This window comes from Flammeovirga pacifica (genome assembly GCF_000807855.2).
Classification (GTDB): domain Bacteria; phylum Bacteroidota; class Bacteroidia; order Cytophagales; family Flammeovirgaceae; genus Flammeovirga; species Flammeovirga pacifica.
Genome location: NZ_JRYR02000002.1, coordinates 33,280 through 58,932 on the forward strand (window position 1 = coordinate 33,280; position 25,653 = coordinate 58,932).

Annotated in this window: 9 protein-coding genes; all 9 read left to right on the forward strand. The window is 35.0% G+C overall.

Annotated elements, in window-relative coordinates; all coding sequences use genetic code 11:
• Positions 1–198 precede the first annotated feature (198 nt).
• The 9 genes from NH26_RS19690 to NH26_RS19725 all read left to right on the forward strand — a co-directional run bounded on the left by NH26_RS19690 (position 199) and on the right by NH26_RS19725 (position 25,316).
• The gene (locus NH26_RS19690) at positions 199–4,674 is read left to right on the forward strand and encodes an InlB B-repeat-containing protein (RefSeq protein ID WP_044217667.1); all 4,476 of its coding nucleotides are present in this window, start codon (positions 199–201) and stop codon (positions 4,672–4,674) included.
• 526 nt (positions 4,675–5,200) lie between these two features.
• Positions 5,201–6,637, forward strand: a complete 1,437-nt coding sequence (locus tag NH26_RS19695; RefSeq protein WP_044217670.1) for a purine-cytosine permease family protein — start codon at positions 5,201–5,203, stop codon at positions 6,635–6,637.
• Positions 6,624–6,800, forward strand: a complete 177-nt coding sequence (locus NH26_RS25500) for a hypothetical protein (RefSeq protein WP_158021978.1) — start codon at positions 6,624–6,626, stop codon at positions 6,798–6,800. Before NH26_RS19695 ends, NH26_RS25500 begins: the two co-directional genes overlap by 14 nt.
• A gap of 763 nt (positions 6,801–7,563) precedes the next feature.
• Positions 7,564–10,767, forward strand: a complete 3,204-nt coding sequence (locus NH26_RS19700) for a SusC/RagA family TonB-linked outer membrane protein (RefSeq protein WP_044217672.1) — start codon at positions 7,564–7,566, stop codon at positions 10,765–10,767.
• 12 nt (positions 10,768–10,779) lie between these two features.
• A complete protein-coding gene (locus NH26_RS19705; RefSeq protein ID WP_044217675.1) occupies positions 10,780–12,357 on the forward strand; it encodes a RagB/SusD family nutrient uptake outer membrane protein in 1,578 nt (525 codons plus the stop codon).
• Positions 12,358–12,430: 73 nt separating this feature from the next.
• The gene (locus tag NH26_RS19710) at positions 12,431–14,476 is read left to right on the forward strand and encodes an IPT/TIG domain-containing protein (RefSeq protein WP_044217678.1); all 2,046 of its coding nucleotides are present in this window, start codon (positions 12,431–12,433) and stop codon (positions 14,474–14,476) included.
• Positions 14,477–14,639: 163 nt separating this feature from the next.
• The gene (locus NH26_RS19715) at positions 14,640–16,268 is read left to right on the forward strand and encodes an arylsulfatase (RefSeq protein WP_044218112.1); all 1,629 of its coding nucleotides are present in this window, start codon (positions 14,640–14,642) and stop codon (positions 16,266–16,268) included.
• 250 nt (positions 16,269–16,518) lie between these two features.
• Complete coding sequence (locus NH26_RS19720; protein ID WP_084812286.1) at positions 16,519–20,745, forward strand: PKD domain-containing protein; 4,227 nt, start codon at positions 16,519–16,521, stop codon at positions 20,743–20,745.
• A complete protein-coding gene (locus NH26_RS19725) occupies positions 20,742–25,316 on the forward strand; it encodes a T9SS type A sorting domain-containing protein (RefSeq protein WP_044217683.1) in 4,575 nt (1,524 codons plus the stop codon). The genes NH26_RS19720 and NH26_RS19725 overlap by 4 nt, the downstream gene beginning before the upstream one ends.
• The last annotated feature ends 337 nt before the right edge of the window (positions 25,317–25,653 follow it).

The following is a 25,653-nucleotide window of genomic DNA, read 5'->3' on the forward strand; positions in this document are numbered from 1 at the left end:
AGTATTAATGGAGAGGAAATTTTTAGAATTGTGATGTTGTAACTAAAAAACTCTTGGTGAAACTATTTCCCTATTTTTTTATCGTTTGATATTTTTTTCAAACAGCAACCAGAAATCTTAGGACTAAACATTGATATGACTTTGATGATGAAAAAATTACTTCAACTATTAAGCTTATTATTGACGTGCGTCAGTTTTATGACAGCACAAGCCCAGCCAGGTACTTGGGGGCAAGAAAATGCTTGGGAAAGTTTAAACCCAGGTGGTGGAGGTCAAATTCAAGACCTTTATTTTGATAGAAATGTAGAAGGCCGTATTTGGTTTTCTAGTGATATGGAAGGTATATATCGTTCGGATGACTTCGGTCAATCTTGGCAATATGTAAGTAGAGATTTATCGCACGGTATGTCTTTTACCGTGGAACAAGAAATTGGTGGTTCTAGAATGTATCAAGGTGGACTTTATGGTGCATCATATTCTGAAAATGCGAACGCAGCAAACTTTCATGAAGTATCTTGGAACATGATCTACATCACAAGAGGAGATGCTATTTCTTCTATTGCTGTATCAAGAGATTTTAATACTGTTGTTCTTGCTCCGGGTTGGCAAAACAAGGATCCACAAAAAGGGCAAGCAGCTATTTGTGATCCACTTCAAAATATTGCTTCAGGAAAATTTAATGGAGTTAGAGAGATTTATTTATCTCAAGATGCTGGTGTTACTTGGAAAAAAGTAATTTATGAAGCTACTGAGGGATACCGTCATGTATTTGGTGTAGAAATTCACCCTGTTACAGGTTACATCTATTTAAGTGCGGCTTCTGGTGTGTATATCTCAAAGGATAATGGAGAAACATTTACTATAGTTTCGAAACCTACAGATGCTTTAGATGGAGCAGGTGATGCTGTAAACGTAAACAAAAGACCTGACGGTGGATCTAGAGGTATTGAATTATCACCTGATGGTTTACATGCTTATGCTACTTACCAAACTCAAGGTGGTGATAAATATGAAGATAAAAGATGGGCTGTTTATTATGCCAAAGTGCAAGAGAATGGTGATTTAGGTGAATGGGTGAAAATCATGGACGACATGGTGGAAACTGCAGAATGGTTTAATCCTAAAGTGGATCCTAAGTCTCCTGCTAACGAAAATAAAATATTGATTGGTACAGTTTGGAATGATAATGCCAACAGAGTAGGTCTTTTCGAATGTACTTTAAATTTTGATGACAACAACGATTTAGTTGATTATGCTTGGAATCAAATTATCGAAAAACCAACAGCGGGATCAAATGGTAACTGTTACTCTTTTGAAGTAGGTTGGGAAAACAGAGCATTTATTGTTAGAGCTTACGATTATTCTCCAGCATCATGGGAAGATCCTTATGTGATTTCTATGGGTGGTATGAATGTTTTTCTTGGTAATCCAGAAAACAGCGGATTCCCTTGTTCAGCAGGTAGCTGGTGGGAAGTATACGGAGAAATTGTTCCTAATGCTAGTAAACATACAATGGCACATTCAAGAGGTTTTGCCTCTCCATATGCTTATGATGTATACAGTTATGAAAACTACATGGTTCAAGGTAATGCAGATCATGGTCTTCTACAAAGTTTGGATTATGGTTACTCATGGACTCCAGAAGAAGGACCTCAAGGTATTACGAATGTAATGTCAGTTTTTGTGACGAATACAACACCTGAATTAGTATTAATGGATGCTAGAAAAGGTTTTGGAGCACCACAACAAACGGTAGGTGGATTATATGCAAAAGAACTAGACTTAACAGATATTGGTACTAAATCGGATTGGAAATTAATTGGTGGTTTTGAACCGAATAATAACGGAGAAACACAAGGTTTACCTTCTAGAAATTTTAGAGTAATATCAGAAGACCCATCTAACCCAGAAAGAATCTTTGTAGGTTTAAGAGGTGGAAGTTCTAACCCAGGTGGTATCTACATGGCAAATAATATTGTGAATGTGTATAATGGTACTGAAGATTGGGTGAAAATTACTTCTGGTGATTATGATGATTTAGATATTAGAGATGTTTGGGTAGATCCAAATAACTCAGATGTTATTTACGGTAGATCGAATACAAATAATGCAAAAGGTATTATTTTCAGAGGAGTAAGACAAGCTGATCAGTCTTATGTTTGGACATCATCAAATGGATTATCGAGTTCTAAAGATATGTTTATCTGGGACAGAGGTGAAGGAACATCTTGGTTAGTAGCTGCGACAACAATTGGTGGTAATACTGCAGTTTACATCAACAAAAACATCCAAGATGATGGATGGAATACAGAAAGCAATTGGGAAAATACTGGTTTCGATGCTGCAGAATCATTAGTGTTGCGCCCTGAGAAATGGGTGATTCCTGGTAAGCCAATCAACATGTCTGGTTTAGCGGCTTATGGTGATTATATCATTATTAATACTTCAGTAGATAATCATAAAAGAGGTTTAGGATCATTTATTGGAGAAATTAAAACTGATGGATCTATCGAGTGGTCTGACTGGACATTGGGTGTAGCTAATAATACTGCTATTGTTCATTCCGTTAGTAACAATACAAAAATATTAATGGAGAATGGTGAAGCGTATTATTATACGGCTACTGCTGGTACAGGTCCTTGGAGAAGAAAAATTCCTGTAAAGGATGAAACGTGTGATATTTCTGTTTCTGAAAAAGTTCTAAACTTTACTTCGGAGGGAGGAGTTCAAACAGTCGATATTACTGCTTCATCAGCCTATGAAGTACATGTAGATAAATCTTTTGTTGATGTAGTATTAGAAGATAATACGATTACAGTGACAATGGAAGCCAATAATACTTCTGATGTTAGAACAGCAATAATCACTATTGCAGGTTGTGAGAATAAAATTGTGACTGTAGCACAAGCAGGTTTAACAGCTGGTGGTCATGAAACATTTAACTTCTTCCCTACATTTGCTGAAGCTTGGGGAACTGGCGATTATGTTGGAGACGGTGGTGTAACTTGGTCTTATTCATCTTGTAAAGGCATCAATACAATGGATGGTAGTAACATAAAGATGAGAAAGCCAGGCACTAATCCTGCACCAAGTTTCGAAGGTACAGTTGGTGGCGGTATTACGACATTCTCTGTAGATGTGAAAAATAACAAGGATTTAGGCGGATTAGAAATCTGGATAAATGATGAGTTACAAGGAGAATGGCAAATTGGTAAGAACAGAGAAACTATTTATCTTCAAGATTTAACGTATGAAGGTAATGTGAAAATACGTTTGGTTTCTACTGGTTTAAATAATAGTGATTACGGTGATATTAATATTGATAACATCCGTTGGTTAGGTCAACCATTAGACAAAGAACTAAAAGTTGTAAATGGTAGTGGTTCAGGTTTTTACAAAGCAGGAGCTGGTATTGAAATTGTAGCTGATGCACCTCAAGCAGGTTATATTTTCAAAAACTGGACAGGCGCTATTGGATATTTAGAAGACGCTAATAAAGCGACTACATCATTAACGATGCCTGGTAGAAATATCGAATTAAAGGCAAATTATATCGAAGATGATACTGAATCGTTTACTCTAACAGTAAATGAAGGTACAGGGTCTGGAGATTACTTTGAAGGTTCTGAAGTAATGGTAAAAGCGAATGTAACTAGTGGTAAACGATTTGTTGAATGGACTGGTGATGTATCACATCTAATTAATCCGAAAAGTGCAGAAACTACTTTAACTATGCCTGCTCAGGCTATAGCAATAACTGCAACATTCACAGATGTAGCAACTTATACGCTAACGGTATCAGAAGGAACAGGATCTGGTGAATATGAGGAAGGAGAAATGGTTGAAGTTACAGCAAATGCTGCAATGGAAGGTTATATCTTTGACCAGTGGACAGGTGATGTAGCAGCATTAGAAGATGCAATGGCTGCAACTACAAAAGTAACAATGCCTTCTGCGGCAGTATCTGTAACTGCAACCTATAAAATGGCTCCAGAAGATACTTATACACTAACGGTATCAGAAGGAACAGGCTCAGGTAACTATAAGGAAGGAGAAGTAGTAGAAATTACGGCTAACGCTGCAATGGAAGGTTACATCTTTAACCAGTGGACAGGTGATGTAGCGGCATTAGAAGATGCAATGTCTGCAACTACAAATGTAACAATGCCAGGTGCTACTGTTGCTGTAACTGCAACTTACAAAATGGTCGGAGTAGAAACATTTACATTAACAGTAGAAAATGGAGATGGTTCTGGATCTTTTGAAGAAGGAGAAACAATCACTATTACTGCTGATGAGGCAGAAAAAGGCTTTAAGTTCTCAGCTTGGACTGGTGATGTTCAATACTTAGATGATGCTACATCAAATAGTGCTGTTGTGACAATGCCGAATATGGATATAACAATTACAGCAACTTATGAAGAAGATCGACCAACTTCAATCGAAAATGGTTTATCATCATCTGCACTATTAGTATATCCAAACCCTGCTACAGATATTATAAACGTGAAAAACCTAGATGCTTCACAAGAAATAATGATCTTTAATTCAGTAGGTCAGGTTGTAAAAATGATTAAAAATATCGAATCAAATAGTATCCAAGTAAGTGATTTACCAAAAGGTGTATACTATTTAAGAAACGGTATCAAAAGCATAAAACTCATAATTAAGTAAGTCAGTTTGTTAGATAATACACTTTGTGTTTTATTTAATTTAGCCACTATCCTAAAGGGTAGTGGCTATCTTTTTAAAGTATGATATTAAATTTCTTTTTAATGAAGGTCTTTATGACAGGCTATAAATGAAGAACTATCTCTTCACAATTTAGAATACTATTTTCCAAGTCACTTGTTAATTTCCAATGAATATTAACTGATGAAATGGCATGTTATGATTTAAAATAAAGATCCTAAAAATCATCATTTCTGTCTTAAACTAGTCCAAAGCCTACCTTAAATAAGGGAAGAAACACATATAAAAGCGAAGGATTTTCTACTTTCTAAAGAATGAAAGACTAGAAATCAGGTTGTGTTTGAGGTGGGCAAGTGATTGGTTATCAATAGTATAAAAACTATTAATTTTTGAATAAAAAGAAAAATAGATGAGTTAGAACACGCAATTTTCTTTGGTATTTCTAAATAAGAGTCTTTTTGACACAAATTAAAATACTTTTGAGAATAGGAAATTATACATAGATATTATGCAATTAAAGAAACTATTTGCGGAACAGGTCGAAAGCGTAAATGAATACGAGAGAGAACCTGTCCCAAAATCTGAAGTAAAAGGCTTTAAAAGCTTTGTAGGAATGGTATCTGGAGAACATATAGCAGGAACTGAATTTGTAATAGGACCGCTGTTTGTTTTACATGGTGCGGCTGCTATGGATGTTTTTTGGGGATTATTAATAGGAAACTTACTAGCTACATTAAGTTGGGTACTATTTTGTGCACCAGCTGCAGTAAAAACTAGAACAACAATTTTTTACCAATTAGAAAGAATTAGTGGAAAAGGTATCGTTACGTTATATAATAGTGTTAACGGACTTTTGTTTTGTGTGACGGCTTCGGCCATGATAGGTGTTTCAGCATCTGCAGTTGGGATTATGTTGGATATTAAAGGTCCAGGTTTAAATGATCTTTATCCAACAAGTCCTTTGTGGGTGGGAATTATCTTTGCCATAGGCGCAGTAATTACAGTTGTAGCAACATTTGGATTTGATAAAGTATCTAAGTTTGCTAATATTTTTGCTCCATGGATGCCTATCATATTTTTCTCAGCAGGTGTAGCCATGCTCCCTCAGTTAGGTGTTACTTCAATATCTGACTTTTTTACAGTAGCAGAAGAAAAAATCTGGACAGGTGTTCCAATTGATGGCCAAACAAAATATACTTTTTGGCATATTATGATTTTTGCTTGGTTATGTAATAGTGCCATGCATTTAGGTTTATCAGATATGTCAATTTATAGATATGCCAAGAAAGCTTCTTACGGTATAGCTTCTGCTTTTGGTATGTTTATCGGTCATTTTATGGCTTGGTTAGCGTCAGGTATTTTATGTGCAGTAGCCCTTCAGATGGGTGAATCGAATCCTTCTCCGGGGCAAATTGCTTTTATGGGAGCAGGATATGCAGGATTATTATGTGTGGTGATTGCGGGATGGACAACCGCCAATCCAACTATTTATAGATCAGGACTAGCAGTACAAGGTTTATTTCCAAAATTAAAAAGATGGAAAATAACTTTAATTGTAGGGTGTGTGACTACTGTACTTGCTTGTTCTCCCGCTTTTGTATCCAAATTAGATCAGTTTTTAGGGGTTTATGCATTATGTGCGGCACCAATTGGATCTATTGTTTTAGCTGATATCTTTATTTTTCCTAAGATAGGATTAATATCAAATTATGCTGAGAAGAAAAAATCGTGGTTAAATTATTCCGTACTATTATCATGGGGTTTATCCATTTTAGGTTCTTATTTATTTTACAAAGGATTTGATTTAGATTTCTACTTTTTTGCAGCTATTCCGGGTTGGCTACTAGGATTTATAACGTATATCATTACCGCTAAATTGATTCAATCAAAAGCGGATGATAAAGATGTTGAACTTGAAAATTTATCAGTCAATGAACTTAACTAAGCATTTATTAAAGCCGCTATCGTATTTTGGTTTAGCGGTTACTTTGGTGCCATGTATTTTGGTATTCTTAGGTGAAATGAATATAGAAAATTATAAAAATACTATACTGGTTGGTACATCTATTTGGATGTTTACAGCACCTTGGTGGATCAACAAAGAATAGTCAGTTTTTACGTAAATAGTTTTACATTTTAACTACTAAAATTGCATTTATATTAAGGCTATTGATGAGTACTTACTTTTTGAAAATTGAAAGTTATAGGATACCGACATATTTAATAATTTTTTTGATTGTGTTTAGAGGCACAAAAAGTACGGTAATGAAAAGTAATCTTGATAAAGTGCAATCATAATTCTCTAAGTTTACGAGGTGAACTTTATATAAAATACTCTTTTTAGAAAAGATTTATTGGATTTAATTGAAATAAGCAGACCGACTAGGTAGATCAACATTCCGCTATTTCAGCTAAAATATTACAATTATCTTCTTTCTTTAAGGAGTATTTTTTATATATTGATTTTATATCATTTTATAATGATGTGACTCGACTATTCTTTGTATTTGACCAGTGATAATTATTTAAAAATTAAGTATTTAAACTTTTGTATATAACTAAGTGATTTCTTTAATTCTTCAATTTTTTATTAAAAACTTTTTGTGGTAGGTAAGAACCAATTGTGCTCTTATAGAATATTTGTGTCTACCATTAATACTAAAAAACAGCTCTAAAAGTCTTTAAAAAGCAATTATTTGAAAATCCACAGAAAAAGGAAATAATTGTAAAACATCGAAATTTGCGTTATAAGTACACTTTTAGCTTCAATTTTATAAATGAAAAGACTTTTAAGGGTAAAATCAGCGAATATTGTTATAAGAATTTTTTCTAAGCGAATTAAAGAACTCTTCAAGAATAAAGGCAAGCTTTATGAATCGTGATAAACTTTTTTTAAGAACAAAAATTTTCATTTTACTCAGTTTTATTTTTAGTGCAAACCTAGTGTATGCACAAGAAATCATTTCTGGTAAGGTGACTTCAGCAACAGACGGTGCGCCAGTTATTGGTGGTTACGTTTTGGAAAAAAACTCACCTAATAATAATGGTGCAGTAACGGACTTTGATGGTAATTTTAAAATTACGATTGGGGATAAGAATAATGCAATTTTAATTTTCAGATCAACTGGCTTTACTACTAAAGAGGTTAGCATCTCAGGAAGATCAAATATTAGTATTGCATTAGATGAAGATCTACAAGAATTAGAAGCGGTAGTAATTACAGGTTACGCTACAGAATCTAAGAAAATGAGTACAGGTAGTTATCAAACTATTGATTCAGATCAATTGCAAGAATCTGTTCAGAACTCATTCCAAGAAGGTTTACAAGGTATGTCTCCTGGTTTGGATGTGACTAACGCAAGTGGTTCTGTAGGTGGAGCAGTAAATATTAGAGTAAGAGGTACGGGTTCTCTTTCAAGTAACTCTTCTCCTTTATATGTAATTAATGGTATTCCTTTTACTTCGTATCCTACAGATGGTACAGGTAATTTTGGTACCTCTTATAACCCCATGACAAATATCAACCCAGAAGATATTGAAAGTGTAACAGTATTGAAGGATGCAGAAGCTACCTCAATTTATGGTTCACGTGGTGCGAATGGTGTAATTATCGTTAAGACTAAGCAAGGTGCAAAGGGTAAAGCTACTTGGGAAGTGAATTACTCTCAAGGTATAAATAGACCAACTAAAAAGTTAAAACATTTAAGAACAAATGATTGGTTGAATTATGTGGAAGAAGGTTGGGATAATGCAGGTACTCCTGAAGATAAAAGAATCCTACCTTATACAACTTCAGCTTCAACGCCTTGGTATACTGACGATGTTGCTAGATCTACGGATATTGATAAATATGATTTAGCTTACCGTCAGGGACAATCAATGAATGCTTCGGTTGCAGTTTCTGGAGGTAATGAAGGGATGACTTACCGTGTGAATGGTACTTATGCTAAAACAGAAGGTATTTTAAATGCCAACGACAATGAGCGTCTGTCTTTCGCAGGTAACTTTAAGTTTGATGTAAGTGATAAACTAAAAATTGGTATTAACACAAACATTAGTACAGTAGATAACTCTCAGTATCCTACTAACATCTACTTCCTTAATGTACAAGGCCAAAGTGGTGGAGTATTCCAATATTGGAACAACCCAACAGGTTTGAACTTTATTAGAAACGCAACACCTCAATTACCTGTTAGAAATCCTGACGGTACTTATTTCCAACCGACCTCATTGAATAACATTGTTCCTGCAACAGATGAGGAATACTTCTATCATAAGTCGACTTCAATGACTACAATTAATTCAGCTGATATCTCTTATAAAATATCAAATGATTTAACATTGGATGCGATGGTAGGTATGACATATACAGGATATGAAAGAGAAGTATGGTACTCTCCATTTATTTCTACAGTAGCAATCAAAGGACAATGTGATGATTGTTTCGGTTATGCAGATAACATTAAGCAAGCTAGAACATACATTAACTACAATGCTATTTTAAAATATAATAAGACAGTTGGAGATCACAGTTTCGATGGATTGTTAGGTTTTGAAAGCTTTGGTGAAGAACAAAAATTCCTTTCGATGAAAGGTGTTGGTTTCCCTCCAACAAACTCAATTAAGAATGTAGGTAATGCACAAGAAATTATCGAATGGAGATCAGGACAAAATGGTGTAATCTTTTATTCAGGTTTCTTTAGAGGTAAGTATTCTTACAAACAAAAATACCTTTTAGGGGTGAGTGCTCGTGCCGATGGATCATCAAGATTTGGTGCTAAAAATAGATGGGGTATCTTCCCTTCTGCATCCGTTGGTTGGAACATTTCAGAAGAAAACTTCTTAGCGTCATCAGATGTATTGACTTACTTAAAACTAAGAGCATCTTATGGTGTTTCTGGTAATGCTGAAATCGATCAATCTGCCGCTTTTGCCAATTGGGTATTCAATAGCCAATCATATGGTAACTACCCAGGTATTTCTCCATTGAGATTGACTGGTTCTACAGATAATATCGGATGGGAAAGAGCTTACTCTTTAGATATTGGAGCCAATTTCGAATTATTCGATGGTGCAATTACGGGTGAAGTAGCTTACTATGATAAAACAAACAGAGATCTATTGGCTAAATTATTCCTTCCTCCTTCACAAGGTGGTGGACAGTTTATCACTAACTCTGGAGCAATTAGAAATAAAGGGGTGGAGACATCACTAACATTCAACATGTTTAAGAAGAAAGCATTTAATTGGAGCTTAACGGCCAATGTTGCTTACCTAGAAAACGAAGTGTTAGAGTTAGCGGTAGATCCATCAGTATTAGAACAATCGAATGGTTTAGCCTTACCAGTAATTGGTGGTTCTGTAGCCTCATACCAAATGGTGAAGTATATGGGGGTTGATCCTCAGACAGGTTACGAAATGTATGAAGATCCTGAAACAGGTAAGCCTTATCAGTTTGAAGATCCAGCAAGACCAACTACTTCTGAAATGGAAAGCTTAATTCAGCCTATTGAAGGAAAAACAGGTCTTCCAAACTTCACTGGTGGTATTACAAACCGCTTCAATTATAAAGGAATCTCATTCAGCTTTATGTTTACATTCCGTCAAGGAAACTGGATTTATGATGATGAGATGAACTTGATGGCCTATATGAGATCTGGTAACGCACTTACAAACGTACCTCAACAAATGTATGATGAAAGATGGCAACAGCCGGGTGATCAAACAGATGTACCTAGAGTAATTTATGATCATCCATTTGGTAAACGAGATCCATTCCAAGGTTCTAGATCAACAAGATTCTTGTATGATGGTTCATTTATCAGATTGAAAAACGTGACGTTGGCATATACCTTACCAAAATCAGTTACTGAGAAGTTGAAATTAAATAATCTTCGTTTTTATGTGTCGGGTACCAACCTTATCACATTTACAAAATACCCAGGTTGGGATCCAGAAGCATCTAATTCATTGGGTAACTTCTCACCAACTGAGGCGAACATTGCACCTGGTGTAGTAAAAGGTAACCCTCCTCAGGCAATGCAACTTAAAGCAGGCATAAACTTAACTTTTTAGAATAGGGAGATGATGAATATAAAATTAAATATTGCAACAAAATTATCACTAATAGTAGTGATCGGGCAATTACTCTTCTTTTCTTGTGTGAAATTTGAGGATGTAGGGCCAACGGATGAATTTCCAGGTAGTGAAGTAGACGAGTCTACGTACAATATTGAGTTAGTGATTAATGAAGGGTATAAATTTTGGGCACAAGCCTATAATTCTAACCACTTAGCAGATGCTAACGTAATTGCTGATTACACTGCGGCAAAAATTGATGGTACTAAATTAGGTTCTTATAAGAACAAGTATGAATACATTAGAGCAGAATTTAAAAATGATGGTTTATGGTCTAATGCTTATAAGTCTATAAATCAAGCAAATATTGTTCTTGCAGTCACTGAATCTGAACAAGGAATTGATCCTCTATTCACAACTCAAAGAGGTCGTCTTAGAGGAGAAGCATTCTTTTTAAGAGCATCTAATTCATTCCTTCTTTTAAGATACTATGGAGTTCAATACTCTACTGCAACTTTAAATGATCCGGGTATTATTCTTAAAGATAAACCTGCTACAGATTTTAATGGCGGTGGTAGAAGTACTGTACAAGAGTGTTACCAATTTATTTTAAATGATTTGGACGCTGCTGCAGAAGCTATTCCTGTAAAGTTTGAAAGTTCTCTACACCAAAACTTCCCAGCTTATAGAATAAGAGCAAATAAATTTGATGTTTTAGCATTGAAAGCAAGAGTTCTTTTCCAAATGAATAAAATGACGGAAGCTGAAGAATTGCTAACAAAGTTAATTGGTTTTCAACCTGGTCAAGTATTGTTTGATGAAGCTATTGCTCCATCAGCAAACATGACTATGACAACAACATTGGATGCAGAAACATTGTTCAGTACTTCTGGAGTTCAAGATGCCTCTAAGTTAAGACCGTTAACAGCAAATTATACAGTTTCTGAACCTTATAACATGATGTTTAATGTAGATCAAATTACCGATGGTGAGGTATCAGCAATTTTTCTTACAAAATCATTTATGAGTAACTACTTAGATGAGAATGGTTTAGTTAAAAATGACGAATACTTTAGATTAAGTAAGTTTACTAGAGAAGTAGAATTAGAAGATCCTGAAACAGGTGAAATTTCTGATACTGTTTACATTTTTAATAAATTCTCTTTAGATCTAGGTTCTACTACCAACTGGCCAATCATTCGTTTAGATGAGCTAGTATTAATGAGAGCAGAAATCAGAGCTTTAAATGGTCAAGTAAACGGTGCTTTACCAGATATTAATTTCCTTAGAACAAACCGTGATGCATCTCCTGTGTCTTCTTCTCCATCAGCACAACAAATGATTGAAATTGTTGCACATGATAGAGCATTAGAATTAGTAGGAGAAGGAGAACGTTTCTTCAACTGGAAAAGAATGGGTGCTTATAATGAAACCGTTAAATCTGTTTATCCATCAACAGTTTACAATTCATTTGATAGGTCATCAGTCCAAAATATCCAATGGAATAGCCCTGAAACCTTATTCAGAATTCCATTGAATGAAATTCAAAATAATCCGGATTTATCTCCTGGAGATCAAAATCCTTAATCAACTAAAACAACCACCCGTAAGTTTACGGGTGGGAAACAATCTTAAATTTACAATTTAAAACTTTACTTTTATGAAAGGATTACAACTACTCAAGTCAATGAGTAAGTTGATGCTGACAACCCTAACTATTGGAGCAGCAACGACTTTTACAGCAAACGCACAAGAACATATTACAAAAGATAAAGATACTGGTGTTAGTACTTTTCCTGAATTAGCAGATTATACTCCTAACTCTGGTTTTCCAGGAGATACAATTACAGTAACTGGTACTAATTTATTATCTACAGTACAAACAATTAAGATTGGAGCAGCTGAAGCGGAGATTATCTCTGAGTCTACAGATACTGAAATGTATTTTGTAGTACCAGAATACATAGAGGATGATGTGAAGGATTCTGTTACCTTTATTACTAAAGATGGTAGAATTAGAGGTTCACACCAAGAATTTTTATATCCTAAACAATTCTCAGATGCTGAAATTTTAATTATGCATGAGCCATTTGAAGATGCACCTTACGGTGGTGGTACTTTATGGTGGGGAGTTGATGGTAATCAAGCAGCTCAAGAATTAAAGCATATTACCTATTCTGGTGGTGCATCAAGAGTTTGGTTTGGTGGTCAAGATAAGGCCAACTACGAAGGTGGCTCAGCTAGAGCTGTTTATGGTATGAAAAAAGGCCAATCAATTACTATTTCTGGAATTGATACAGAAGGTTTAGAGAACATCCGTCTTTCATTTGGTACAGCTTATTGGGGTTGGTTACAATTAGATGGAGCTTTAAAATTATATTTCTCTGAAAATGGCGGAGAATTTAAAGAATTTGGTGGTGGTTCTATGCCATATTCTGTTGGTGGTACTTTAGAGCAAGTTAGAGTAGGATATAAACTTCCTTCAACTCCAAATTTATCTCTTAAATGGGAAGTTGTAAAGGATGTAGATAATCATATCTTTATTGATGATGTAAAAGTAACTGGCTACCCAGCAGGTGCGGCTCAAATTTCAGGATTTGAACCACAAAAGCAAAAAGTAGGTAAATCAGTTCAGGTATTAGGATCGTCTCTTACTAACGTTAGTAAGGTATGGTTAGGTGAAATTGAAGTAACTGAATTTGAAACTTCGCAAGATGGTAAATCTTTAAGTTTAGTTGTTCCTTTTGGAGCAGATGCAGTGGGTAGAGCACAAGTTCTAATCGAAAGAACTGAAGGCGGTAATGTAACCTCTGTGGATAATTTAGATGCAATGGCAGCAGAGCCATACTTAGAAAGTTTCTCTCCTGCAAGTGGTCCTGTTGGTGGTTTAATTTACCTACACGGTGATAATCTTTACAATATCTCAAGCATCAAGTTTGGAGATGTAGACGCTAGTGAATTTATGTCATTAAATGATTCGGTTGCTGAGGTTTATGTTCCTGAAGGAGCAATTACTGCACCTGTATCAATCATGACAGAAAACTATGAGAAAGACACCACTTCAATGGACGACTTTGTGATTGATTTAGCTTTCCCAATCATTACAATTACATCTTCTGAAAGTGAAGTAATGGAAGGTGATGTTGTAGAAATTAAATTAACAACAAGTGCTGGTGCTATCAGTGAAACGAAAGTGATGTTAGAAGTATCAGGAGAAGGAATTAGTGATGATGATTATGATTTAGATAAATCTGAATTAACTATTGCTAAAGATGCTTCGGAATCTGATATGGCAACATTATCTATCTTAGAAGACAGTGATGACTTTGAAGAAGATGAGACACTAACTCTTACAATGGCTTCCACAATGGGTGATGGTGCAGTTATAGGTGAAACAAGATCTGTTTCGATCTTAATTAAAGCACCTACAGGACCTCCAACATCTATTGATTTAGAAAAAGCATTGGATAAATTAAAAGTACATGCTGTAAATAATCAATTATCGTTATTCGTAGATAACAAATTGAATATTAACAATGCGCAAGTATCAATTTACAATGCAGAAGGTAGAATTAACTTAGTATCTATCATCAATGTTGTAAACGGTCGTGCCACTTTAAATGCACAAAATTTACAAAGAGGTGTTTATATCATTAGATTAAATACTGGAAATGAAATCCTAACGGGTAGATTTATCCATCAGTAAATATAATTTGAGGGATGTAGCAATACATCCCTCTTTTTCAAAATATTCTTTTTGAATATTATATATGGGATATCCCATATAACTTTTTTAGAGAGACTTACTAACGATCATAAGGCGACCGACTTATTGCCTTGCAAGAACTTACTTAATTATAATGAATGATATGAAGAAGACACTTATACTACTTTTTTTTAGTTTATCTGCTTTTATTTATTCTTGTGCTCCAAAGGCAGGGCAGGCAGAGAAAACAGAGAAGAGACCTAATATTGTCTTGATTTTGGCAGATGACATGGGTTATTCGGATCTGGGTTGTTATGGTGGAGAAATTAATACTCCATCTATCGACAAAATGGCCGATAACGGTATGCGCCTAACACAGTTTTACAATGCTTCTAGATGTTGTCCAACAAGAGCAAGCTTATTAACAGGCTTGTACCCTCATCAAGCAAATATGGGTTTTATGCAAGAGGATTGTGATTTACCAAATTATGGTGGATACATACCTAATAATGCAGTAACTATTGCTGAGGCCCTAAAAGTTAATGGATACAATACTGCCCTTTCAGGAAAATGGCATGTGGGTAATGACGAAGCTTATTGGCCAACAAAAAAAGGATTTGATAAATTTTATGGATTCCCTCATCATGGAGGAGCGTATTTTTATCCTTTTCCAGGAGATCAAGTTGTAGCTATAAATGATAGCCTTTTAGAACATCCTGGAGAAGATTACTATTCAACTGAAGCTATTAACGAATACGGAGCTAAATTCGTAGAAGAAATGAGTAAAGAAGATCAACCATTTTTTCTATACTTAGCACATGTAGCCCCCCACTTTCCTTTGCAAGCAAGAGCAGAAGATATTGCTAAATACAGAGGTAAATACAAAAGAAACTTTGAAGAGGTACGTCAAACTCGCTTTAAGAAGCAAAAAGAGTTGGGAATTATTCCTCAAGATTATCCTATCTCAAAAACAGATCGTTTAGTAGATGATTGGGATAAACTATCTGAAGCAGAAAAAGATGATTACGATTTACGTATGTCTATTTATGCTGCTCAAATAGAAAATATGGATAGAGGTATTGGTGATCTAGTTAAAAAGTTAGAAGAACTAGGTGAACTAGATAATACCATGATCATTTTCTTATCAGATAATGGAGGTACTAGAGAAGATTACTCATGGGGAGATCCTAACATCCCTCTTGGTGAACAAGGTTCATTCGGATGTTATAAATTACCTTGGGCTAATGTAAGTAACACTCCTTATAGAATGTTTAAGCATTGGGGACATGAAGGCGGTATCAGAACTCCTTTTATAGTGCAATATCCTAAAATGGTGAAACCAAAATCTATAGATAATCAACCTGGCCATATTGTAGATGTAATGACTACTATTATGGAACTAGCTCAAGCCGATTATCCAACTACCCATAAAAATCAAACGATACAACCTATGGAAGGTAGATCTTTAGTACCAATTTTAACAGGTGATGTTAGAGACGGACATAAAGGTTTATTCTGGGAACACGAAGGCAACAAAGCTGCTCGAGTGGGAAATTGGAAATGGGTCAACATCTATCCTGAAGGAACGGATGAATTATATGATTTATCGAAGGATCCAGTAGAGGCAAAAAATATTGTCGCTGAACATCCTCAAAAACTTCAGGAAATGAAAGCCGCTTGGCAAACATGGGCAGATAGAGTAGGTGTAGTTCCTTGGGAACAAGTACTTGAGCACAATCCTAAACAAGGAAGATTACAAATTTGGTATGAGCAACCAGTACCAAAAAGCTAATATATAATTGAGGGAATCTCACAATTTCTATAAATAGAGCCCTTCTTTTTAAAGATGTGTAAGCATTCGTAAAAACGTTTTATCTATTTAAAAACAGTTAGATATAACGCTTTTACAAATGCCTCTATCTTATAATAATAAAAAGATGGTTTGATTTATTGATGAGATAACCTATTCTACTTGAATGCACTTTTTATTTATGCTGCATTCAAATCTATAATACTAAAGACTTACTTAAGACAACTTAATTATGAAATTGATATCATTTTTTAGATCAGTATTTCTTCTGATCTGTGTGCTGCTACATGCTCATGTAGCTTCAGCGCAATGGTACAATACAAACCCCGGACATGGTGGACAGCTCCAACATGTGATTTGTGATCCAAATATTGACGGGCGTATGTATTTATGTAGTGATATGGAAGGTTATTATGTGTCCGATGATTATGGACAGAAATGGATTTACCATCCATCTTCTCCTTTCAATAATATTTTTAATATTACCGTTGCTCCATCTAATTCAAATACTTTATTAATGGGCGCCACTAATGGTGTTGCTTTATCTAAAGATGCAGGTACAACTTGGACTGTTCTTGAAGATCTTATTGATTATCCAGTACAAGCTCTTGCTATTGACCCTAATAATGAGGATATCATGTATTTTGCTCCATCTTGGTTAGAAGATGAGGTTAAAGAATTCTCGCCAACAGGTGTAAGAGAAGTATACTCAACAAAAGATGGTGGTACTACTTGGCATAAAGCAAATTATATAGTAGGTAGTGGTAAAAGAAATGTATTTACTTTATCAGTTCACCCTAGTCTTGGAGATGTTGTTTTGGCAGCTCAAGAAGGATTATTCTCATCATCAGATAACGGTACTACTTGGTCGTTAATCGAAGCTCCTTCTAATACAGGTGATTGTATGGGTGCCGCAATTTCTCCTGACGGTACTTGGGTGTATGCATTGTACATTAGAAATGATGGTAACTCTGGGTTATACGTAAGAAAATACGATAATGGCACATGGGTAGAACTAGATGCTAATGGTATCATGCAAGAAAAAGATCAAACGCATTGGAGACCAATTATTTCTGATAAGAGTACTGCAACACAGCATTATGTGATGATGGGTACTTTCTACAGAGGTGGAAATGAAGTAGAAAATGCTTTATTAGAAGGTTCTTTTAATGTCTCTGGCGATGTAGTTGCCGGTACCATTTCAAATGCATTTATGTGGCCAGGAATGGACATCAAAGAAATTGGATGGAACGAATACAGAGGAGTAACAAGAACATACAATTATTTCCCTGATTCATGGACAAATAACAGTTTTACAAGAGGGGCATTTATTATGTCTCAACAATCTGCTTATGTGGGAGATGTAACAGAACCAAGTACATGGGATTGTGTTACTTCAACCTATGTAAAAACATTAAATGGAAGAAGGTTCTTTAGAACAAATGGTACAGCTTCTACTTTTAACTGGGATATGACTGGTTATAAAAATTATGTGGTACAAGGTATGGCCGATAATGGTTTAGTAGAAAGTTATGACGGTGGTGAATCTTGGAACCAACCTACTATTGTTAATCAAGGAAACTGGAACTCAGACGCTTTAGAAACTATTCTTGCGGATGGAGAAGAGCCATTAATTTTAGCAGCAACTGCTAACGGTTTTGGTGGAGCTATAGATAAATGGGATGGTCGTTTATTAATGAAACGCATCAAAAATTTAGAGGGTCCCTCAGATACTTTTTCTGTATTAATTGATGGAAATACCGGAAGTACAAAAGGTTTAGGAAATAACAATAGAATTTCTTCTATACATAGTGATCCACTTCAGCCAGAACGTGTATATATTTCTACTATTGGCGGTGCTTATGTAACTGATAATATCTTTGAGTTAATCAAAAATAACTCAGATTATTATTTCAGAAAAATCACTTCAGGAGAAACAGAATCTCAGGGTAGAAAAATAATGTCAGACCCTGTAAATTCTGATATAGTGTATTACCGTTGTTCTAATGGTTCATTTAGAGGAGAACGTCAGGTAAATGGAGAATATCTATGGACAAAATTATTAATTAATGGTTCTTCTGAAGGTTTAGAAGGACAGTGGGGATCGAATGGTGATTTCACTGTTTGGGCTGATGGTGCTACTTCATACCTTTTAGTTACTAAAGGAAATAGTTCAGACATGGATTATGAATTATTCCTTTCTGATGATAATGGTAATAACTTCACATCGGTGGTAGATAGAGAAACGGCCTTAACTTTTAACCATCCAACATGGTTAGATATCTTTAATAATAAGACAGCATTTGGAGGCTTAGTGGGTCAAAACAAAGAGTTTTACTTTACATTCCACGCTAGAGAACATGGAGAGAAAATCACAAGAGGTATCGCCTTTTTTAAAGCTAGAATTGGAGACAATTTATCGGATATAACTTTAGAAGATTTGACGGGTGATCCTAACGGACACTATATAGAATTTCCTGTGGCGCGTAGAGGTAAAATTTGGAAAGATGAGAACGAAAGACAACATTTATATGTAGCGACAATGGGTACAGGTATGTGGAAGTTAGCTTTACAAAAACCTGAAGCTCCAGTGGGCATTATTGATGTTGATCAAGATGAAGCTCAAATTCCGGCAACAATCCAATTCGATGCATCAGCTTCACAACCTTTTGAAGATAGAACTATTGTAAAATATGAATGGGATTTTGGTGATGGAACAACTGCAGAAGGAGTAACAGCATCACATACCTATGAAAACGAAGGAGTATATGTCGTTACTTTATTAGTGACTGATGATCTAGGAGATCAAGGTAGAACTACTAAAAGTATTAGAGCGTTAGATTTAACGTTATCAAGTAAAATTACGACTACACAAACTGTTGGTTTTGCTCCTTTATATATTGGTTTAGATGGTTCTGAATCAAAAAGTGGCGATGTAGATATAGTAGCTTATAGATGGATTTTAAATGATAACGTAGTTTCAGAAGAAGTTAAATTTAATCCATATCATAAAGAGGCTGGTTCATTTACCTACGTTTTAGAAATTGAAGATGCCAATGGAGAAAAGGCCTCAAGTGCGATTGATATTGAGGTAAGTAAGTTTACAGGTGAATCAACAGGTTATAAAAGATTAATAAGAGAAGACTTCGAAGGTTTTACCATCATTGATCCCAATAACAATGGGCAACTTTGGGGTGGAGAACCAAGACACGCTAAACTGGCGGAAGATAATAATGCTAAGATCCATTTCGGACCTACTTGGGGCATTCATGCAAGTTCAGGTTATGAACAATCTACAGGTTTATACTCTGCTTTTGTTCAAAATGATGAGGTATTCTCTTTAGAAGAATTGGATATTTCAGGACATGATCATGTAAAAATCTCATTAGGTTTAATGAAATTCTCTGTAGTTGATGGAACAGCAGTTCAAAATGACGATAACGGAGAAAGTTTACTGTTTGAATATTCTACAGATGGCACTACTTGGACTGAAATCTCATTAGCGAATAAATTCAATTATAATAATGAAGAAAACCCTTTGTGGTACTGGGTTGAATTAGACGAGCAATTCCCATCAGTAGAAAACTTGAGACTTAGATGGACAAGAAAAGGGGATGCCAATGATTTAAATACTTTATGGCGTATCGATGATGTTGTTTTTTCTGTACCTACAGGGGTAATAATGGATAAACCAAAAATTAATGTAATCGCCTCAAATACATCAGTAGATAAAAATGAAATGATCACACTTTCTGCAGAGGTATTTGGTACAGTATCTAAAATTGAATGGGATTTTGGTAATGATATGGATGTTGCATTTGGAAAAGGACCACATCAAATCAGTTTCCAAGAACAGGGAAATTATGAAGTGAAAGTGAGAGCTATTAACCATATGGGAGATGCTGTTCAACTTACTTCAATTCGAGTATCAAATATTTTTAACTCTATAACTGGACAAGTATTTCCAAGTAGCGATGAGGTATTTACCAATGAGGATGTTGTTTTAGTTCTGGATCATAATGGTGAAATATTTAAATACGAATGGGATTTTGGAGAAGGTGCAATTGCAGAAAGTTCTGAAGGAGAAGGTCCTCATGTTGTAAAATATTCATCAGAAGGAAAGAAGACAGTAACTGTTAAAGTAATCACAAGAGGAGGAGAAGTATTTACAATTACAACCGATGATGTTTTAATGGTAAAAGCTTCAGATATCACTTCTTCTGAGGACTTACTAAAGAAGTCTGTTGAGATTTATCCTAATCCTACCACCTCTCAATTTAAAGTAAGAGGAGTGCAAAGTGGATCTGTAGAGATCTTTAATATGCAAGGTCAACATTTACAGACCTCACAATTTAATGCACATCAAGCTGTAGAAATTAATCTTCCTAAAGGAATTTATTTAGTGAGGATTTATGAAAATAATTCTCTTGTTAATATCCAAAAAATGATCATCAAATGAGTAATATAAAAAATATATACAGTTGGATATTTCTGGTATCGTTGTTTGCTTTTCAAATAACGAATGCACAAGAAATCACCGAATTTTATCCAAAAGAAACCACTACATCAGGTTTTATTACTGTAAAAGGTGTAGATATTGGGAATACTAGCGGTGTAGTATTTAATGGAATAGCTTCAGATTATCATAAGAAAGTATCAGACAATGAAATAGTCTTTGCTGTACCGGCAGGGGCAACAACAGGTACATTTACTTTAACTGGTCCTGATGTGACTTCTTCTGAAGAAGTAATTATTGATAATTTTTCAACGACTGTTTTAGGAACAATTGATTTTACAAATGCTTCGGGAACCGACGACGGTGCTACCCTTGATCCTTCATCACCTTATAATTTTTACCAAGTGAGTGGTTCAGGATTAAAGTTTGGTAATAATGGTTACGGGGGTGGATCAGGTGATAACTTAGGCGTTTATCAAGGAGCTTCAGGACGTAACTATGGTATCATTGATTCTGCAGACCCAGGTGCTGTTGTTATAATGGATGGTATTAATACAGAAGGTTATGGTGAAATAGCTTTAGCTCTTGGTATTTCAAAATGGAAAAATATCGACCTTGATAAAGGAATGACGATTGAGTACAGAGATAAAGCAAACAACGGTACTTGGACTAATTTAGAATTACCTTTGGTAGTTGGTCGTGTAAATCTTTGGAACTATTACATCCTTACAGATGGAATGATTCCAGCCACTTCTGATCTAGAATTCAAATTTAGTTTAACAGATCCCACATTCCGTTTTAGAGTAGATGATATTAGTGTAATAGGTAAATTATTACCTACTTATGCGAATGTCAAAACTGCAGATCTTTCTATTAATGAAAATGATGATCCTATCGAAATTGAGTTTGAATTATCTAAAGTGGAAGCTCAAGATGTTGAAATAACATTAACCACTTCAGGAAGTTTACCTACTGATGAATTCACTTTAACAGATGTTGGTGGAACGAATGCAGCTAATGTTGTGACTATTCCTGCTGGTGAGACAATAGGAAAAGCAATTTTAGATGTGATTGATAATGATATTGAAGAAGCAACAAGGGATATTACTATTCAAATAGCTACTACATCAGCTTCAGTTGAAGTTGGAGAAATGTCTCAGATTCAAATCACAGTTTTTGATGATGATTCTCCAGCAAGTTTATTCAACTTGGAGGTCGACAAGACTGAAATTACAGAAGGATCTGGTGAAAAAATCACTGTAACGGCACATTTTACTAAAAAAGTGGAAGGTGATCAAACCATCACTTTATCATTACCTGAAGATAGAACACACCAAAGAGTATATACTTTGGGCAATGACAATACATTGGTTGTTACTGATGGTACTACCTCTGCTACAGCTCAATTTGAAGTAGTAAATGATGCTATTTTAGAAGTATCTGAAGAGGTGGTTATATCTGTTGAATCTATTGATGGAGGTGCACTTATTGGAGACCCTTCACCTACAGTTACATTTATGGTACATGATGATGAATTACCTAAAGTGACTCTTACTCTAAGTGAGGATGTAGTTTCAGAGATCGACCAAACAGAAGTAACACTTACTTTAACTTCTGAAGTTCCAGTATTTTCAACACAAACAGTAAACTTTGCTATTTCAGGGAATGGAATTGATCAAGATGATTACGAAGTATATAGTTCGACTGGAGATAAAGATATAGCTCAATTTATTTTTAATCCGGGTACCTCTGAAGCAACTGCTAAACTAATTATTTTAAGAGATGGGGTACAGGAAGGAAATGAAATAATGCATCTTGATATTGTTTCTTCATCGGCAGGTATTCATACAGAATATCCTGAAACAGTTAGTTTAACAATACTAGATGAGTACAATGAAGATTATGTTCTTGGGATTGAAACATTTGGTTGGAGAGAGAATGGAAGTATTGATACCTACTATAATAACGGATATTTCGACATTAAAGAAGTCGTCTATACAGGTACAGCGAGAATTGGAAAAAGAGAAGCAGCTCCAGGATCTAATCAAACTTTTGATAGTTATGTAAACTTCTTAGGTAATGCTACCAATAATATTATTATGTCTGGTATAGTGACTACTGGTCATACAGACTTGAAGTTAGGTTTCCAATTAATACCTGAACATAAGAAAGGACAAGCAGATGCCATGAATGACTTTAGAGTAGAATACTCTACAGATGAAGGTATAACCTATAATAGTTTAACTTTAGATTGGAATCATTCAGGTCAAAAATCATTTGAAACACTACAAATTCAAGGCTTTTTACCAGAATCTGATAATTTAACGATACGTTTTACAAACCTTGAAGACAACGACGAGATAGGTTGGTGGATGGATAATGTAGGTATTTATCATGATAACCCTAGACCAATGGTTACATTATCAATTGATAAAAATTGGGTGATAGAATCAGATGAAGACGAACTTACTTTGACAGCTACTTTAGAAGAAGCGCTTGCAACCGATGAGTTTGTATTCTTAAATGATGCTTCAGGAAACTATATTGTAGATGGAGAAAGTGTCATCATCTCATCAAAAAGTTTATACTTCCCAGCAGGTACTACGGTGGCATCAACTAAAGTAAAAATTGTTGATAATACAGTCGAGGAATATGGTAAAAAATTATACCTTTCAGCTTCTTCGACAAGTGCTGGAATTTCAGATAGAGTAGTTCCGTTTTCATTAGAAGTAGAAATTTATGATGAAGATAAACCGGGTCCTGGAGAATATTTCTTTAAAGAAACATTAAACAATCCGAACAACATAGAACCAAAATCTTGGGGAGATCGTTTACCGCCAACCTACTTAAATAGAAGCAATAGACCATGGTCTAACATGTATGACCATGTGACAAAACAACACTTCTGGAACGCCAAAGACTTCTTAATTACAGGTAATGCAAATATTTCTTGTGAAAGCCTTTTAGGTGGAATGTCTAAAGAGGAACACCCAGATTGGAATATGGGAGCTGACAAGTACGAAGGAGCTTCTGGTGGTCACTACTTCTTCTTGAACGAAAATGGAATGTATGTAATTTTTGATAAAATAAATGTATACAGACCTGGTACCACTTTAAGATTTGGTATGTATCGTTTCGAAAATTGGAATACAGATGGTAGCGAGTTGATCGTTGAATACTCTACTGATGGTTTACGTACTTGGACACAAATGTCTTTCGATGCTATACCTTTCCAACCTACTTGGTTTAGAGTATCTACTAATGAAGATATCCCTATGTCAGACAATGTAGCTATCCGTTTTAGAGTAGAAAACCTGACAGGTGCTAACATTGTTAAAATTGATGATATTGAAATCATACAAAGAGAAACTTTGATTACTTCAATCTCTAGCGATTATGCTAAGAGAGGTGATGAAATTACAATCAAAGGCGAAGGATTTTTAGGGGTAACAAGTGTAGCTATTGGTGGCACTTTCTATAATTCAGATCGTTTTGTTGTAGAAAATAGTACAACTATTAAGTTCACTATTCCTGAAACACTTGAAACTGGAGGATTGATCAAAGTATCTACAAGTTACGGTCAAGCCGAAGGTCCAATGTTTACTTTGGATGATAGAGCAATGGCGAGTATTGTAGTCGATAAAAATGTACTTCACGAAGCAACACAAGAGTCAGCAGTACTTTATGCAGAATTAGATGTTCCGGCAAAAGAAGACAGTTATATTCGTTTAGCAGTTTTATCGAACCCAGATGATATCCATCTAGAAACTGATACACTATTTATTGCTGAAGGCGAGACAATGTCTGAAGAGATTTTAGTAAGTGCAGTTTTGGACGACTTTATCGCTGAGTCTGATGAACTTGTTACCGTTGGTTTATCAAGTGTAATTTCTGGCCATGTAGATATAGGTGCACAATCAAATGCCGATATTAAAATAATAAATGAAGGTCGTTTCCCTGTAACTTATCGTTTGATAGCTTCAGATACATTGTATGAAGACACAAGAGATGAGGTAGTAGTTTACGCAACAACTCCTTTTGAAATGCCTCAAGATCTTGATATCAATTTAGATTTAAGTGGTACTTCTGATGAGAATGATTATTCATTAAATAAATCATCAGCAATGATACAATTCAAAGCGGGAGAACAAATTTCTGATACTCTTCATATCCAAATTTTAAATGATGGAGTAAAAGAGGAAATAGAAACTCTTATTGTTTCATCTGAATACGATGATAGTAATGCATCTTTCATCCTTCCTTTCTATGATAGAACGTTCTTTATCAAGGATGCTCACTTTATAGAGGATGAGAAAGAAGAAACTCCACCTACAAGTATCGAAGACCAGTTGAAGTTAATGAAAGTTTGGGCAGCAAAAGGCCAACTTCATATACAACATCAAAAAGACCAACCTATTGGCGAAGTAAGAATTTACAACACTACAGGTCAACGTCTAGAAACAATGGAAGTAACTACATCAAAAGTAAGTGTACCTTTCCAAAGAAAAGGAATCTACATTGTTAGAATCTTTGATGGAGAACATATTTACAATATTAAGTTACTTGCCCAATAAACAGGTGAATAGTTGAATTGGAAGAGTAGGCTCACATAGACCATTCAAACTTCCGATTTTAATTAAACAACTGTGGGACATTTTTGTAAGTAATCTATTTTAAGAGGCTGTTTCAATATATTTGAGACAGCCTCTTTTTATATAATATTTTTAGTGTAGTATTGGTGTGATCGATAACTAATTTGTATCAAATTACCACCAATGTAGAAACGCTTTTTTCATTGAAGAACAAATTTGATATACCGAATAGAGTCTAAGGATCTCTAAAAATTTCTATGGAAATATTAAATCTTGGTATATTAATTAGCGAATTAGACGCTTAAAAAGCAGTGTTTTC